The sequence below is a fragment of the Acinetobacter sp. YH16038 genome (assembly GCF_013417275.1).
Lineage (GTDB): Bacteria > Pseudomonadota > Gammaproteobacteria > Pseudomonadales > Moraxellaceae > Acinetobacter.
Genome location: NZ_VPEG01000035.1, coordinates 15,878 through 32,537, shown reverse-complemented (window position 1 = coordinate 32,537; position 16,660 = coordinate 15,878). Strand labels below are relative to the sequence as shown.

Sequence of the window (16,660 nt, the reverse complement as noted above, 5' to 3'; positions counted from 1 at the left end):
AATAATTCAAGTGAATTTGTTTGAAAGAAGAACTTTAAAAGCTTTATTTTCACCCGATAAAATACCCATAAAACAAGAGGAAGCTCAAATGAGCTTCCTCTTGTGAAAAATTGTGGGACAGCAATGCGCCTGAGCGTCCTTTTTTATCTATCCAGATCAGTCAAACAACCGATCAAAGAAAGATTTTTTCTTTGGAGAAGACTGGCTGCCCTCATCTTCCATGGTCGCTTGCAACTCTTTCAACAGTTCACGTTGACGTGCAGTCAGGTTCACTGGTGTTTCTACAACAACACGGCAAAGCAGATCACCTTGCATGGTTGAACGTACTGGTTTCACGCCCTTACCACGTAGGCGGAACAGTTTACCGGTTTGCGTACCTTCAGGAATTTTCAGGCTGACACGACCATCTAATGTCGGAATCTGAACTTCTTTACCCAAAGCTGCATCCGCAATTGAAATTGGCACATCCATATACAGATCTGCACCGTCACGCTGGAAGATTTCGTGTTCACGTACCACGACTTCAACGTATAGATCACCTGATTGGCCATCACGAATCGCTTCACCTTTACCAGTCAAGCGTACGCGGTCGCCATTGTCCACCCCGGCTGGGATAGTAACTTCTAGGGTTTGCTGACGGTCAGATACACCTGATCCATGACATTTATTACATGGGTTCTTAATGATCTTGCCCTGGCCACGACAGGTACTACAGGTTTGCTGTACCGAGAAGAAACCTTGCTGCATACGTACTTGGCCGGCACCATGACAGGTTGGACAGGTTTCAACATCGTTCGGATTTTTAGAACCTTTACCATCACAGGCGTCACATGGTGCTGGTGCAGTAAAAGTAATGGTTTTCTTAACGCCTTTGACTGCTTCTTCAAGCGTCAATTCCATCACATAGCGTAAGTCTGAACCACGGCGTTGACGTTGCTGGCCACGGCCCCCCCCACCAAAGGCTCCACCGAAAATATCCCCAAACTGGCTGAAAATATCTTCCGCACTGAAACCACCGAAGCCGCCAGCACCACCGCCCATACCACCTTCAAAGGCTTGATGGCCCATACGGTCGTACATGCTGCGTTTTTCGCTGTCTGACAGAACTTCATACGCTTCTGAAGCTTCTTTAAACTTCTCTTCAGCTTCAGGATTGTCCGGGTTACGGTCTGGATGATATTTCATCGCCAACTTACGGTAGGCTTTTTTAATTTCATCATCACTAGCGGTTTTAGAGACGCCCAAAACCTCATAATAATCACGTTTAGCCATGTCTGGCGATGCTCCTCACGGAATTCTATTTAATATTGACTGTGGTCTAAAATTGGGGTTAAACCCAGCTTTACAAGGGGAATTCTGAAAAAAAATTGAAAGCTTAGAATACGGCTTTGTTTTGAGAAAATTTGAAGATACCTTTGAACCAGGCATTAATGAGGAAAATAATGGCAATAAAGCTAAATACTACACCTGCGACTGTGCAGGCTTTTACCCAAAGCTGGCTATCCCAGGCGAAGAAAAATAATGGAATGAACCAGAGCGCTGCAAAAATCGCGAGTACTGAATAAATTACAATATTACGCATGATCCAGAGTGCCTGTGCCTGTAACCAGACTTCGGCATAATCGATCTGGGTCACCTTACGTGCATACCAGTAGGCGAATATGCCGCTTACCACTGTAAATAAAGCAAAAAACATGAAGACATAAGCCATCGCCACGGAGCGTCGCATCTTGGTGAGTGTGTCTTGAGTCATGTTTAGTCAACCTTAGTGTGCGGCCCAGCACAAGTGAGTTCCGCAGCAGTATGTCTTTTTTGAATTATTAAAAAATCAGGTACTACTATATTGAAATTTTCAATATTTCGCATCTGAAATTATGACAAATTTAAACAGAATTTAAACTTTTTTTCACTTTAAACCATTGTGCATATAAGGCTGGCAGGAAAAACAGCGTTAATAGCGTTGCAACGATTAATCCTCCCATAATGGCAACCGCCATTGGTCCGAAGAAAATGCTTCTGGATAAAGGAATCATGGCCAGAACGGCAGCCAGTGCAGTCAGGACAATCGGACGGCAACGGCGCACTGTGGCATTGATAATGGCGTTCCATTGCGATTCACCTGCCTGAATATCCTGTTCAATCTGGTCAATGAGAATCAACGAGTTACGCATGATCATGCCTGACAAAGCAATCGTGCCCAGCATGGCCACAAAGCCAAAAGGTTTATTGAAAATTAACAGGAATAAGACCACGCCAATAATACCCAATGGCGCTGTCAGGAAGACAATGAAGGCACGTGAGATACTTCGGAGCTGAATCATCAGCAAAGTCATCACCACTGCCAGGAACAATGGCATACCCGCATTCACTGAATTCTGCCCTCGCGCAGATTCTTCGACTGTCCCGCCTACTTCAATCAGATAGCCACTTGGCATTTGTGATCTAAGCTGCGCCAACTGATCTTTTAGCTCGTTGACCACAGTTGCCGGTTGCAGTTGCGTCCGGATATCAGCCCGTACCGTAATGGTCGGCAAGCGGTTCCGATGCCAGATCAGGCCTTCTTCAAAGCTGTATTCGATCTTGGCAATCTGAGCCAGAGGAACTGAACTCCCATTCGTGGTTGGTACAGCCAGACTACTCAGTGAACCGACATCGACACGTTCAGCCTGATCACCCCGTAAACGGATTTCAATCAGTTCACGTTTTTCACGATATTGATCAATCGCAGTTCCAGAAATTGAGCTATTCAGGAAATTCGCCAAATCGCTACTGCTTACTCCCAGCTGACGGGCACGATCCTGATCGATATCCAGTTTAATCACTTTACTTGGCTCGCCCCAGTCCAGATGCACATTAGTAGTATTCGGATTATCTCCGACCGTTGCTGCAACTTTCTGTGCCCATTGACGGACTAATCCCAGGTCTTCACCCGATACTCGGAACTGTAATGGATAGCCGACGGGTGGGCCATTTTCCAGCAGAGATACGCGGGTACGGGCTTCTGGTAACAGCACCCGAATCTGGTCGCTTAAGGATTTACGGATTTCATTGCGGTCTTCAAGTGATGAAGCCAATACCACAAACTGGGCAAAGCTGGCTTGCGGCAATTGCTGGTCTAATGGCAAATAGAAACGCGGTGAACCGGTACCGACATAGACCACATAATTATCAATCCCCTCCTGTTTGGACAGGAAGTTTTCAACTTTTTTCACTGCCGCTTCAGTCGCTTTTAATGAAGCGCCCTCCTCTAGTTTCAGATCCACCAGAATTTCGGCACGGTTCGATGGCGGGAAGAATTGTTTTGGCACCAGATTAAACATCAAAATGGATAGCACAAAAATCCCGACAGTCGCCGCGATGACCGTTTTACGGTAGGTGACACAGATATTCACCCAACGGCGAAAGCTCTGATAGAACTTGGTTTGATAAGGATCATGATGTTCACCGGCATGATGCACCAGCGGCTCCGGTTCAGAGCGTTTGCGTAAGCGCGCCCAGAGACGTTGATACCATGGCGCTCTCTGCACCAGATCCTTATTGAAATCTGGCAGAAGTTTGTCACCTAAATAAGGTACAAACAGGACTGCGGCAATCCAGGATACTAACAGTGCCAGCGTCACCACCTGGAAAATCGAGCGGGTATATTCCCCAGTACTGGATGCTGCTGTCGCAATCGGCAGGAAACCGGCAGCAGTAATCAGGGTTCCAGTCAGCATTGGAAAAGCAGTCGTCCGCCAGGCATGACCGGCTGCCTGTAAGCGGCTAAAGCCCTGCTCCATTTTGATTGCCATCATTTCAATAGCAATGATCGCGTCATCGACCAGAAGGCCAAGTGCCAGAATCAGGGCACCCAGAGAAATCTTATGCAGGCCAACATCAAACAGTTGCATCCCGGCAAAGGTCATCGCCAATACTAACGGAATCGAGAAAGCCACCACCAAACCAGTACGGAACCCGAGTGAGAAAAAACTGACCAAGAGAACAATAATCACGGCCTCGGCCAGAACTTTCATAAATTCATTAATACTGCGTTTCACCGCTACCGGCTGATCTGAAACTTTTTGCAGATCCATCCCCAGAGGCAAAGTTTTCTGCAACCGGCCAAATTCCTGTTCCAGATTTTTACCCAAGGCAATAATGTCACCGCCTTTACGCATCGATACAGCAATACCGATGCCATTTTCGCCCATAAAGCGCATCCGTGGCTGGGCCGGATCGGTAAAGCCACGATAAACCTCCGCCACATCGCCAAGCTGGATGGTCTTGCCATTCACCAGTAAAGGTAGCTGCTGCAGTTCTTCGACATTATTCAGCGCACCACTGACCCGCACCTGAATCCGGTCAGAACCGGTTTCAAAAAAGCCCGCCTGAGTCATGGCATTTTGCTGCTGCAGTGCCTGCTGAATGGCAGTGACCGGAATACCGAGCTGGGTAGCTTTGGTGTTGGAGATTTCGATCCAGATTTTCTGGTCCTGCAGACCGATCAGTTCAACTTTGGCGACATCCTTGACCCGTTGCAACTGTAACTGTAAACGGTCGGCATATTCTTTAAGCGTGGCATAATCGAAGTCATTGCCCTTGATGACATAGATGTTACCAAAGGTATCGCCAAACTCATCATTGAAGAATGGACCTTGTACGCCTTGCGGTAATTCATGGCGAATATCATTGATTTTCTTACGAACGTTATACCAGACATCTGCGACATCCTTGGAAGCCAAAGAATCCTTGGCAATAAAAGTCACCATGGATTCCCCCGGACGGGAATAGGCCATGATCCGGTCATACTGTCCGGTAGTCATCAACTCTTTTTCAATCCGGTCGGTGACCTGTAAGGACATTTCTTTAGCACTGGCACCCGGCCAGTAGGTCTGGATTACCATCACCTTAAAGGTAAACGGCGGATCCTCACTTTGTGACAGTTTGGAATAGGATACGATGCCCACCAAACCGAGCAGGATCATGAAATACAGTACCAGACCTTTATTCTTTAAGGCCCATTCAGACAGGTTAAAGTTCATATTTAACTCCCTGCCTGAATTTTCACACTACGGTTTTCACGGTCAATCGGATTGATTTTTTGCTGGTCACGCAGCAGATGCACTCCACCAATTACCACATAATCATCAGCCTTTAACCCTCTGAGGACTGGCACAGAATCACGGCCATAAGCGCCCAGCTGAACCGGCACCTTGCGGATGGTATGATCCGGCTTGACTACCATCACATAGGCCTGCTGATCGGTCGCTGAAACACTGGATAAAGGCACACTAAGAATATTGTCCTGACTATTCTGGAAGAACACCCGGGCACTCTGACCGAGCTGGATCTGGCTATTACCTTCGCGTAAAGCCACTTTCACCCGGAAGGTACGCGATTGATCTGCTGCAGGTGAAATCTCACGAACAAAGGCGGCGAATTTTTCATTCGGTTTGGACCATAACGTGACCCAGGCCGGCTGACCGGTTTTAATTTCGGAAATCGCCTGTTCAGGAACCCCAATCACGACTTCACGCTCACCGGCTATCGCCAGTTCAAAGGCCGCCTGCCCTGCTGCAACGACCTGACCAATTTCGATATTACGTGCAGTAATTACCCCACTTTTATTGGCAATGAGCTGGTTATAAGCAGCCTGATTTTTAGCCGTATCATAATTAGACTGGGCCTGTTTCAGATTTGACGCGGCTGCCTTATATTGGTTTTCAATCGCATCATATTGCGAACGGCTCACGGCATTGGTTGGTAACAGCTGCTTGAAACGCTGTAATTCATCCTGAGCAATTTTACTGGCCGATTGGGCACTTTCCAGCTGGGCACGTGCTGCATTTAATTGAAGTTGAGCATCTTTCACATCTAGGGTCGCCAAGACCTGCCCCACTTTTACCTGATCGCCCACATCGACAAAACGCTGGGTGACCTGCCCTCCTACCCGGAATGCCAGTGCCGTTTGCTGACGTGCCTGGACATCACCGGCATAGCTTTTCAATTCCTGATGTGAAGTTTTCGGTGTGGTCACCATGACAAATGGAACTTCCTGTTCTGCTGCAGCGCTGTCCTTGCTACATCCTGAGAAAGCCATACTGCATAGGACGATCATACCAGCCAGTGCGCTCTGTATCGTGCTCATTATTGTTCGCTCTTATCTAATCATCATTTTTAGGGCAAAATAGGTAGATATATAAATTGCTTATTTTTTAATTAATATACCACCCGGTACACTAATTAGGATTCTGCAGTTAAAACAATGACCATATTGAATTTTTTTGGATGAAATTGTGCAAATACCGGTTGGACGACCCAAGGATCTGGAGAAACGCCAGCGTATTCTGAACGCAGCGAAACAGCTGTTTTTACAGCATGGTTATCATGGTTCCAGCATGAACCAGATTGCGCTGGAAGCCGGTGTGACCAAACTCACTGTCTATAATCATTTTCAGGATAAGGCCACGCTGTTTAGCTGTGCGGTTGAAGAAACCTGTGAGGCAATTCTGCAGGAATCTCCTAAAGTTCTACAGCCTGATAGTGATTTCCAGCAGGAGCTATATCAGATCTGTCTGCGCTCATTCAATATTGCCAATCTGCCAGAAGCTCTCAAACTGGATCTGCTCATCATGCAACTGGCTTATGAAAAAAATCCGTTGGCGGAGCGTTTTTATACAGCCTCACATATCAAGCTGAATCAGGCCTGGCATGATTTCTTTGAGCAGGCGCAGCAACATCAATTTATCCAGACTGATGATCCGCAGCATCAGACCGAACTGATGGTGTCCTTACTATTAGGTATGCGGCATCACAAAGTCTTATTGGGCTTAAGTCCGCTACCCGACATGCAGCAACGCCATCAGATCATTCAGCAGGCCATCGAGATCTTTATGCTGAAATATGCAATTTCCCGTTAAATTTCTTCTATCTGGCCTGATCCTTGCAACAGCGTAAGGACTAAAATTCATCCAATTATCAACAAATGATATTCAACTTTTGTCTGCAAAAGACTTGGATTGTCATGCAGTCGGGGTATAGTCAAAGGAAGAATCGGAGGGATATAAAAAATGGTTCAACAGATTGATGCACCTCTACGCGAAGACGTACGTTTACTGGGTAATTTGCTGGGAGAAACCCTGAAGTTACATGCGGGGCAAGATTTGTTTAATCAGGTCGAGCAAATTCGGGCCTTATCGAAAGGTGCTCGCGATGGACAGGTTGAAGCAGAAAAACAGCTGGAACAATTATTCCTGACTTTAGAAGATCATGAAATCCTGCCATTGACCCGTGCCTTCACTCATTTCTTAAACTTTGCCAATATTGCCGAACAGTACCATGTGGTACGTCGTCGCCGTCAAAGCGAATTTGAGGAAAGCACAGAATCTCCAAATTCTCTGGTTCCTTTATTTGAAAAATTCAAACAGCAAGAAATTTCTGCAGAAACCTTATATCAGCAAATCTGTGAATTAAAGATTGAACTGGTGCTGACCGCACATCCAACAGAAGTCAGCCGACGCACCCTGATCCAGAAATATGATGGCATCAATAATGCCCTGTCCAAATTCGACCAGCAGAAGCTAACCCCGCGTGAACGTCAGGCAGTTTTGGCTGACTTAAAACAGCTCATCAGTTCTGCCTGGCAAACTGATGAAATCCGTCAGCATCGTCCAACCCCGGTGGATGAAGCCAAATGGGGCTTTACGACAATTGAACAGACCCTCTGGAATGCGGTTCCTAAATTCATCCGTGAACTGAACGGCATGGTTGAGGAACAATGTGGCCAGACTTTGCCGCTAGATGTTGCTCCGGTACGTTTCGCTTCCTGGATGGGTGGCGACCGGGATGGCAATCCGAATGTGACGCATAATGTGACCCAGGAAGTCTTGTGGTTGTCGCGCTGGAAAGCAGCCGACCTGTATTTGCGTGATATTGAAAACCTGCGCTGGGAACTTTCTATTCAGCAATGCAGTGATGAAATTACACAGGCGTTAGGCCACCAACATCCTGAACCGTACCGTGAATATTTACGCGATATCCGTGAACGTCTAAAAATTACCCGGGCTTGGCTGGCTGAAAAACTGCATGGCAAAGATGCGGATGATAGTCGGGTCATTAAAAGTAAAGATGAGTTATTAAAACCGTTACTGACCTGTTATCGCTCATTGATGGCGTGCAATCTGGCAGAACTTGCCAATAGCAGTCTGCTGGACCTGATTTACCGGGTGAACTGTTTCGGAATTGAACTCCTCAAACTGGATATCCGTCAGGAATCCGGTCGTCATCGTCAGGCCATTTCAGCCATTACTGAATATCTGGGTCTGGGTAATTTCGAAACTTGGACTGAACAGGCCCGTCAAAACTTCCTGTTGCAGGAACTGCAAAGTAAACGGCCTCTACTACCTAAACACCTGAATGAACCAGCGGGTAGCCTGATTGAACATCCGGATGTGCAGGAAGTGTTTACCACTATGCACACGCTGGCTGAACAGCCAAGTGAATCTCTGGGTGCCTATATTATTTCCATGGCCGAATACCCAAGTGATGTGCTGGCTGTCTTGCTGCTGCAAAAAGAAGCCGGGATTAAACAGCCTTTACGGGTAGTACCTTTATTTGAAACCTTAAAAGATCTCGACGGCGCTGCTGACACCATGTCGACACTCTTTAATATGCATTGGTACAAGCAGCATATTCAGGGTAAGCATGAGGTCATGATTGGTTATTCGGATTCAGCCAAAGATGCCGGCTTTATGTCAGCCAACTGGGCACAGTACCGTGCGCAGGAAGAACTGACCGCAGTTGCTAAACAGCATGGTATCCAGTTGACCTTGTTCCATGGCCGTGGCGGTTCGATCAGCCGCGGCGGTGCACCCACCCAGCAAGCCTTGTTCTCGCAACCACCAGGCTCTATTTCAGGGGCCATTCGGGTGACTGAACAAGGTGAAATGATTCGCTTTAAATTCGGTCTGGAAGAAATCGCACTACAAAATCTGGAAATTTATACAGCGGCGACGCTGGAAGCGACTTTATTACCGCCACCTGAACCAAAACCGGAATGGCGTGATCTGATGCATAAAATGACTGATCTGTCAGTACAAGTCTATCGTCAGACGGTACGTGAAAATCCGCATTTCGTAAAATACCTGCGTACCGTGACCCCAGAACTGGAACTGCAAATGTTGCCGCTTGGTTCACGTCCTGCCAAACGTAAGGTCAGCGGCGGGATTGAATCCTTGCGTGCTATTCCCTGGGTTTTTGCCTGGACCCAGATCCGTTTGATGTTACCGGCCTGGCTGGGTACCGGTGCCGCATTAAATGAGGTACTGGATCAAGGGCAACGTACAATTCTAGATGAAATGCTAACTGAATGGCCTTATTTCCAGACCCTGATTGATATGCTGGAAATGGTACTCTCCAAAGCAGACAGCAATGTCGCGCTCTATTACGAATCGCATCTGACTCAGGATGAAGACCTGAAAGAGCTTGGCACGGTACTACGTCAACGCTTGCAGGATGCTATTCAGACCCTACTCACTTTAAAAGGTGAATCAAAACTGCTCAGTAGTAATGGCGTCTTAGACCAGTCCATGACTGTGCGTAAACCTTATCTGTTGCCGCTCCATTTACTGCAAGCCGAACTGATGAAACGTCGTCGGTTATATCTGGAACAGCAGCAGGCTGAACACACTCCGGTCGATCATGCCCTGATGGTGAGTATTGCCGGGATCGCAGCTGGTTTACGAAATACCGGTTGATTTTTTTCTCTTCCATTTAAAGCACATCTACCCGATGTGCTTTTTTATTGATCAGTCAATAGCCAAAAAAAGCTTTATTTATATATCAAATTAAAATTACTTATAGAAGTTGAATATGAATTGTCCGGGAATTAATCCACTGATTTAGCTTTAGTTTTGATTTAAAAAACTTTTACCGCACGGTAAAATATCAAATAAAGTCATAGAATTAATTTGAACAAAAATTTTGTTTCAGTAATTAAATCTTCTAAAAAACAAGAGTATGATGTGCACAATTTATCTTTTGAGTGCTCATTTTATGTCCAATTGGTTTCCCAAGTGGCGTCCTTATGAGGGTAGTATCGATGCACGACCAGTAGGTACCGCAGAGTATTTACCGCCTGCCCAGACCCTGATCTTGGGGGTACAACATGCCTTTGCCATGTTCGGTGCGACGGTACTGGCGCCATTTCTAATGGGTTTTGATCCCAATCTGGCCATTTTAATGTCGGGGATTTGTACCATCCTGTTCTTCCTGATCACGGGTGGTCGTGTACCAAGTTATCTGGGTTCAAGCTTTGCGTTCATTGGGGTGGTAATTGCGGCAACCGGTTATGCAGGTGCTGGCGGACTGAATCCAAATATTGGTGTCGCCGCTGGCGGGATTATTGCCTGTGGTGTGCTTTATGCCTTGATGGGTATTCTGGTGATGGCAACAGGAACCCGCTGGATTGAAAAACTGATGCCGCCTGTCGTGACCGGTGCGGTGGTGATGATTATTGGTCTGAACCTGGCCCCTGTGACCGTGAAAAACGTCATGGGCAATACCTTTAATATGTGGATGTCACTGGTGACCGTGCTGTGTATGGGTTCCATTGCGGTGTTTACCACAGGTCTGGTACAGCGTTTATTGCTCTTGATCGGTTTATTGCTAGCTTACTTCATTTACTACATTTTAAGTAATGTGATGGGCTATGGGACTGCGATTGATTTTGCGCCCATTCAGCAAGCTGGCTGGTTTGGTGTTCCGAGCTTCCATGCACCTGTATTTGATACCAATGCCATGCTGATCATTGCACCCATTGCCCTGATTCTGATTGCAGAAAACCTGGGACATATTAAAGCCGTGGGTGCCATGACCGGTGAGAATCTAGATCCGCATATCGGTAAAGCCTTTGTGGCGGACGGTATTGCAACTACCTTGGCAGGTGGTGTGGGCGCACCGGGTATGACTACCTATGGTGAAAATATTGGTGTGATGGCCGTTACCCGGGTTTACTCGACGATTATCTTTGCTGTTGCCGGTGTATTTGCAGTATTCCTCGGTTTATCGCCGAAATTTGGTGCGATTATTCATACCATTCCAACAGCGATTTTAACCGGCGCCTCAATTGTGGTCTTTGGTCTGATTACTATTGCCGGTGCGAAAATCTGGATCGAAAATAAAGTCGATTTTTCACAGAACAAAAACCTGATGGTGGCAGCAGTAACGATTATTCTGGGTACGGGTGACTTTGCCCTGACCTTCGGTAACTTTAACCTCGGTGGAATTGGTACAGCGACCTTTGCTGCGTTATTCCTGAACTGGTTCTTTAGCCTGGTCGATAAAAAATAATGTGAAGACTTAAATTTTCAAGCAGCCTCCAGGCTGCTTTTTTTATATCATAAGAATTGTTTAAATAGGCCTGATCTTTTATATGAGCATCCTGTCGATGCGTCTGGATTTTTTTGATTTACGTCTTTTTCTCAATATAGTCGACACAGGTAGTCTGACCAAAGGTGCTGAACGCTCTGCCATTTCCTTACAGGCAGCCAGTGAGCGGATTAAAAAGCTGGAACAGCAATATCAGGTCAGTCTGTTCAGCCGCCATTCTGGCGGGGTGAAAATGACTTTTGCGGGACAGGTCTTTGCTGAGCATGCCCAAGCCCTGTTGCAACAGGGACAACAGTTGTCTCAAGCCATGGCCGGTTTTAGTGAAGGACTCCATTCCAATATCAGCTTATGGTGTAACTCTTCAGCACAAAGTGAGTACCTTCCCCTATTATTACCACAGTATCTGGTAAATAACCCAAATATCCAGATCGACCTCAAAGAAGCAGAGAGCAAGGACATTATTGCAGCTTTAGCGAGTGGTACTGCCAAGCTAGGACTTATTTCCAGCTTTTTTCCTGCACCACAATTACAGACTTTGGAATTTTCAGATGATCCTCTGGTGCTGATCTGCCCTGAACAGCATGATCTGGCAGCTAATCAGGCATTAACATTAGCAGACTGTCTGAATTATCCCTTTGTTGGTCTGATGCAATATCACTCTTTGCAGCAATCCATTGAAACTCAGGCTCGCTTGCTGAACTGTGAAATTCAATACCGCTTACGCTTACCAAATTTTGCCGCCATTGCCCAGGTTGTGGCCAATGGTGTAGGTATCGCGATCATGCCAAAACGTGCTGCACAACGTTTGTCGAAGCTCTATGCATTTCATCAAATCCAACTGACGGGAGATTGGGCCAACCGCAAGTTATTGTTAGCTGCAAAGAACTTTGATGAACTAAGCACCGCCTATCAGCACTTTAGCCAGTTCCTCATTTCTGCGGATGTACAAAAAATCCTGAATTAAATCCAGCCGAATTGATGTAGCATCATATAGCTGCCTAAGGCGATCAGGCCGATAAAAAATACTGTCCGGAATTTCTGTTCAGGTATACGGGAACGGATTTTTTTGCCGAACCACATCCCGATCAAGGCCGGAATCAGTGCAATGGCCGACATGGCATAATCAATCGGCATATCTTCCACCGGGTTTTGGTGCAGGAAAATTGCCAAACACACCGTCGAGGTGGTAAATACCAATCCTAAGGCCTGAACCAGATCATCACGTTTTAAATGCAGGGTTTGCAAATAAGGCACCACTGGAATTACCACTACCCCGGTTGCCACGGTCAAGGCACCCCCGAGATATCCCATAATTGGAGAAAGCCACTTTTCATGCGGGCTTAAATCTGGCATCCGTTTTGCCAGTAAACCATATAGGCCATACAGGGCAAGCATCCCCCCCAGTAAGGCTTCACTATGAAATTCAGAATGGCCCAACGTCGGAAAAATACTCCAGATTGAACCCACGATAATGCCTGCCAGCAATAGCCAGAAACGGCGAATCAGTTTCAGTACATGACCTTCGGCAAATAACTGCCAGAAATTAGTCAGCATCGAAGGCACAATCAGTAAAGTTGCTGCCTGGAATGGGCTCATAAACATGGTCAGCAAACCCATGGACACCGCAGGCAGACCTAATCCAATGGTGCCTTTAATCAGGCCAGCCAGAGCAAAAATAGCAATAATAAAAGCAGTCATCTGATGACCCTAAATTGATTTAAGCTCATGCTATAGAAATCACGAATAGAGTAAAATCAGGGTTTTAAGAAGGAAGCCTCAAGCAAATGTTGAGGCTTCAGATGGATGTGCCGAAACTCATCAGATTCATCAGCAAAAATCGGATATGAAAATTGTTTAAGGACGGAATTCTTTCAGTTCACGCTGAATGAAATACTGGAACATTTCCCGGTACAGATGTTCAATAAACGCCTGATCCACACCTTGCTGTTGTGCCAAGGCTTTGACATTTTCCACGATCTGTTCCATACGCTCCGGTGATTGCAGATCAGTTTCAGTTTTTTTAAAACGGGTGGTTTGATCAACATAAAATTGACGCGCAGCGATCAGCTCGACTAAAGCTGTATCAATGGCATCGATCTGTTGACGTGCATGTTGTAATGATTCAGCTTTGATTTTTTCCATGTTTATTCAGTCACTTTCAGTTTAGTTATCACTCTTATACTTTTCTTCTAACACATTACTGAAAATACTTTCAATCATCCAGACACGATATAAGCTATTAAATGTATAACTTTGCCCATCAATACGCAGTTCCAGCACCGGTAAATTCGGCTGGGACTTCATTTCACATAAGGTGTCATTTTCCTGCAACTTGGCCAGAACATCTTCCTGGGTCAGTTCAGTAATATTCAGTTCCTGCTGCATACGCTTGAAATGTGCCGCATAAGACAGATCATAACCACGGGTCCAGACCGCTTCCAGAATCTGGTACATGGCTTCAATCCGCTGCTCTTCCGGACAGCTATAAAACAATTGCGCCATCGGCATTACAGCCTGCTCGGTTGGCCGGCAGAATGGGGTAAATTTGACTTCAGTCCGCTTGGATAAGCGTGTCGCCAGACTCCAGTCAAACCAGTCCCGTCCCTGATAAGACAGCGGATAGACATTCAACTGGATATTATAAAAATCAGCCAACTCTTCCTTAATATAGGCTAGCAATAACCAGGAAATCGGATCTTCCAGAGCGATATACAGGTCTAGCTCCGGGTCCATGGACTGGATTTCATTCAGCTCTTCGGCATCACTGATCAGATGCTCACGCCATTCAATATGATTGATCAGGAAAATCGGATTGCCGGTCAGTAATCTCTGCTGTTTCAGGCGACGGGTCAGACGTAACAGATCATCTACCGCCTGATACTGGCGTCCGCCAAACTGGAAATAACTGGCCAGAATCGGACTATGCTCAAAAATTCGTTCCGGAAAATTCTGCGGCGAATGATGACGGCTGGCCATCGCATATAAAGTGCGTAATTTTCCGTTCTGTTTTTGCCAGAGCATATGAAAGACATCTTCCAGCAAATACAGAAAATCCTGTCCGCGTAGTGGCGTATTTCTCAGGATGGTTTCTGCCTGCTTTAAGGCTTCAGCTGTCGGTAATTCTGGGGTCTCATGAAAGCTGAAACGATGCTGTTTAGATAAAATTTTGGCATCATTCAGGCAATAGTGCTGCCATTCATCAAAAGACATCTGATTAGGCGGCTCAGCCCGCTGATCTGAAATGATGACTTTGAGTGGCTTCAGTTCCGGACTGAGAATTTCTTCCAGTTGCGGTAACTGTTGTACCGCCAGATAACTATAAACATCATCCAGTCTTAAATGGATGCTCAAGCCATCTTCAATAGATAACACCGTTTGACGAACTGGTTTCTGGTAAAACCAACTCGATCGGATTGGATCAAACCAACGGCGTAGCAGGGACATGAGAGGTGCCTCGAAAAGATTTTGTCATGCCAGCCCTTGCCAGCAGGATCGTTTTATTCAACATCCTATTATGAGGATGTTTATGACCTGATATAAGTCTTGTGCAAAACTTATATCAAGTCAGCAACAAATGTTCAATGTTTTCTAAGAGTTTAGATTTCAAGATTTAGGTCAGTCACGGCCCCGGTCTCTGCCCCAGAAGTCAGTTTGGCGAATTTTGCCAATGCTCCGTGGGTGTAATTCGGTTTTGGTTTCACCCAAGCCACCTGACGTGCAGCAAGCTCTTCATCCGAAATATGCCAGGTCATTTCACGGGTTTCTGCATTAATAGAAATTTCATCGCCATTTTGCACTAGGCCGATCGGGCCACCCTCATAGGCTTCCGGTGTGACATGACCAATCACAAAACCATGACTTCCGCCTGAGAAACGGCCATCAGTAATCAGTGCGACTGAATCCCCCAGACCTTTACCAATAATAGCAGAAGTCGGTTTCAGCATTTCCGGCATGCCCGGTCCACCTTTAGGCCCGACACCACGAATGACAACTACTTCACCTGGTTGAACTTCGCCATCCAGAATCCCGCGCATCGCGCCCTGTTCGCCTTCAAACACGCGGGCCGGTCCTTTGAAATATAGACCTTCCTTACCGGTAATTTTAGCCACAGCCCCATTCGGTGACAGGTTGCCTTTCATAATGATCAGATGCGAGTCTTTTTTCACTGGCTTGTCGAATGGCAAAATAATCTGCTGACCTTCTGGATAATCTTCTACATCGGCCAGGTTTTCTGCCAGTGTTTTTCCGGTCACAGTCAGGCAGGAACCATCTAGCATGCCAGCATCCAGCATGCGTTTCATCAATGGCTGGATCCCACCAATGGCAATCAGTTCCGACATTAGATATTTACCGGATGGACGGACATCGGCCACGACAGGAATTTCTTTACCAATTCGTACAAAGTCATCTAGGCTCAGCTCAACACCCGCTGTATGCGCCATGGCTAACAGATGCAGCACTCCATTGGTTGATCCACCCAATGCAATCAATACTTTAATTGAATTTTCAAAAGCCGCTTTGGTCATGATGTCACGTGGCTTGATATCCAGACGCAGTAGATTCATCACTGCTTCACCAGCACGGGCGCAGTCAATCTGCTTGTCTTCAGACACCGCTTCCTGTGCGGATGAGCCTGGCAGGCTCATGCCGAGAGCTTCAATCGCAGAGGCCATAGAATTGGCGGTATACATCCCCCCACAAGAACCCGGCCCTGGCAAAGACACTTCTTCAATATGTTTCACCTGAATCGCATTAATTTCGCCTTTGGCATGCTGACCCACCGCTTCAAATACCGAAATCATGTCGGTATGCCCTTCACCCGGCTTGATAGTACCGCCATAAATAAACAGACCTGGACGGTTTAAACGTGCCAAGCCCATGATGCAGCCCGGCATGTTTTTGTCACAACCGCCAATGGCAATCACGCCATCATAGGCCTGACAACCAACTACTGCTTCAATCGAGTCAGCAATAATTTCCCGCGACAGCAAGGAGTATTTCATCCCTTCAGTCCCGTTCGAGATCCCGTCGGAAATAGTGATGGTATTGAAGATAATGCCCTTACCACCGGCAGCATTCACGCCCTGCTCGACTGTACGTGCCAGGCCATCAATATGCATATTGCAAGGGGTCACATTGGCCCAGGTCGACGCGATCCCGATAAACGGACGAGTAAAGTCTTCATCCTGAAAACCGGTGGCACGCATCATGGATCGGGCCGGTGCATTTTCGATGCCTTCATAGACGGGAGCAGAATGTTCTCGGATATTGTCTTTACTCATTTTAATCGTCC

At 46.5% G+C, this 16,660-nt stretch carries 12 protein-coding genes; 4 read left to right on the top strand and 8 right to left on the bottom strand.

The window, feature by feature from the left end; genetic code table 11:
* Positions 1-156: 156 nt before the first annotated feature.
* The 4 genes from dnaJ to FTV34_RS13685 all read right to left on the bottom strand — a co-directional run bounded on the left by dnaJ (position 157) and on the right by FTV34_RS13685 (position 6,127).
* Positions 157-1,272, bottom strand: a complete 1,116-nt coding sequence (gene dnaJ / locus FTV34_RS13700; protein ID WP_034703346.1) for a molecular chaperone DnaJ — start codon at positions 1,270-1,272, stop codon at positions 157-159.
* A 103-nt stretch (positions 1,273-1,375) separates the two neighbouring features.
* Positions 1,376-1,753: a hypothetical protein gene (locus FTV34_RS13695; RefSeq protein WP_104426832.1), complete on the bottom strand. Its 378-nt coding sequence runs from the start codon at positions 1,751-1,753 to the stop codon at positions 1,376-1,378.
* Positions 1,754-1,883: 130 nt separating this feature from the next.
* Positions 1,884-5,021 carry an efflux RND transporter permease subunit gene (locus tag FTV34_RS13690; RefSeq protein WP_180070541.1) on the bottom strand — a complete coding sequence of 1,046 codons (3,138 nt, stop codon included), beginning with the start codon at positions 5,019-5,021 and terminating at the stop codon, positions 1,884-1,886.
* A 2-nt stretch (positions 5,022-5,023) separates the two neighbouring features.
* Complete coding sequence (locus tag FTV34_RS13685; RefSeq protein WP_180070539.1) at positions 5,024-6,127, bottom strand: efflux RND transporter periplasmic adaptor subunit; 1,104 nt, start codon at positions 6,125-6,127, stop codon at positions 5,024-5,026.
* 148 nt (positions 6,128-6,275) lie between these two features.
* Here FTV34_RS13685 and FTV34_RS13680 point away from each other — a divergent pair, with 148 nt between their 5' ends.
* The 4 genes from FTV34_RS13680 (at position 6,276) to FTV34_RS13665 (ending at position 12,331) form a co-directional block, all read left to right on the top strand.
* Positions 6,276-6,899: a TetR/AcrR family transcriptional regulator gene (locus FTV34_RS13680; protein ID WP_179992903.1), complete on the top strand. Its 624-nt coding sequence runs from the start codon at positions 6,276-6,278 to the stop codon at positions 6,897-6,899.
* Between the two features lie 150 nt (positions 6,900-7,049).
* Positions 7,050-9,734, top strand: a complete 2,685-nt coding sequence (gene ppc / locus FTV34_RS13675; protein WP_180070537.1) for a phosphoenolpyruvate carboxylase — start codon at positions 7,050-7,052, stop codon at positions 9,732-9,734.
* Between the two features lie 298 nt (positions 9,735-10,032).
* A complete protein-coding gene (locus FTV34_RS13670; protein WP_180070535.1) occupies positions 10,033-11,328 on the top strand; it encodes a solute carrier family 23 protein in 1,296 nt (431 codons plus the stop codon).
* Between the two features lie 97 nt (positions 11,329-11,425).
* Positions 11,426-12,331: a LysR family transcriptional regulator gene (locus tag FTV34_RS13665; RefSeq protein WP_180070545.1), complete on the top strand. Its 906-nt coding sequence runs from the start codon at positions 11,426-11,428 to the stop codon at positions 12,329-12,331.
* Here the strand turns inward: FTV34_RS13665 and FTV34_RS13660 are convergent.
* From FTV34_RS13660 to ilvD, 4 genes are all read right to left on the bottom strand, one after another.
* Entirely contained in the window at positions 12,328-13,065 is a 738-nt protein-coding gene (locus FTV34_RS13660) for a sulfite exporter TauE/SafE family protein (RefSeq protein WP_180070533.1), read from the bottom strand. The genes FTV34_RS13665 and FTV34_RS13660 overlap by 4 nt on opposite strands.
* 156 nt (positions 13,066-13,221) lie before the next feature.
* Entirely contained in the window at positions 13,222-13,509 is a 288-nt protein-coding gene (locus FTV34_RS13655; RefSeq protein ID WP_004780403.1) for a chorismate mutase, read from the bottom strand.
* A gap of 21 nt (positions 13,510-13,530) precedes the next feature.
* Positions 13,531-14,811, bottom strand: a complete 1,281-nt coding sequence (locus FTV34_RS13650) for a hypothetical protein (RefSeq protein ID WP_180070531.1) — start codon at positions 14,809-14,811, stop codon at positions 13,531-13,533.
* 152 nt (positions 14,812-14,963) lie between these two features.
* Entirely contained in the window at positions 14,964-16,649 is a 1,686-nt protein-coding gene (gene ilvD, locus FTV34_RS13645; RefSeq protein ID WP_180070529.1) for a dihydroxy-acid dehydratase, read from the bottom strand.
* Positions 16,650-16,660 lie beyond the last annotated feature (11 nt).

Coding starts and splice junctions, on each gene's coding strand:
- dnaJ (WP_034703346.1), bottom strand. CDS start 1,272: ATGGCTAAACGTGATTATTATGAGGTTTTGGGCGTCTCTAAAACCGCT.
- FTV34_RS13695 (WP_104426832.1), bottom strand. CDS start 1,753: ATGACTCAAGACACACTCACCAAGATGCGACGCTCCGTGGCGATGGCT.
- FTV34_RS13690 (WP_180070541.1), bottom strand. CDS start 5,021: ATGAACTTTAACCTGTCTGAATGGGCCTTAAAGAATAAAGGTCTGGTA.
- FTV34_RS13685 (WP_180070539.1), bottom strand. CDS start 6,127: ATGAGCACGATACAGAGCGCACTGGCTGGTATGATCGTCCTATGCAGT.
- ppc (WP_180070537.1), top strand. CDS start 7,050: ATGGTTCAACAGATTGATGCACCTCTACGCGAAGACGTACGTTTACTG.
- FTV34_RS13670 (WP_180070535.1), top strand. CDS start 10,033: ATGTCCAATTGGTTTCCCAAGTGGCGTCCTTATGAGGGTAGTATCGAT.
- FTV34_RS13665 (WP_180070545.1), top strand. CDS start 11,426: ATGCGTCTGGATTTTTTTGATTTACGTCTTTTTCTCAATATAGTCGAC.
- FTV34_RS13660 (WP_180070533.1), bottom strand. CDS start 13,065: ATGACTGCTTTTATTATTGCTATTTTTGCTCTGGCTGGCCTGATTAAA.
- FTV34_RS13655 (WP_004780403.1), bottom strand. CDS start 13,509: ATGGAAAAAATCAAAGCTGAATCATTACAACATGCACGTCAACAGATC.
- FTV34_RS13650 (WP_180070531.1), bottom strand. CDS start 14,811: ATGTCCCTGCTACGCCGTTGGTTTGATCCAATCCGATCGAGTTGGTTT.
- ilvD (WP_180070529.1), bottom strand. CDS start 16,649: ATGAGTAAAGACAATATCCGAGAACATTCTGCTCCCGTCTATGAAGGC.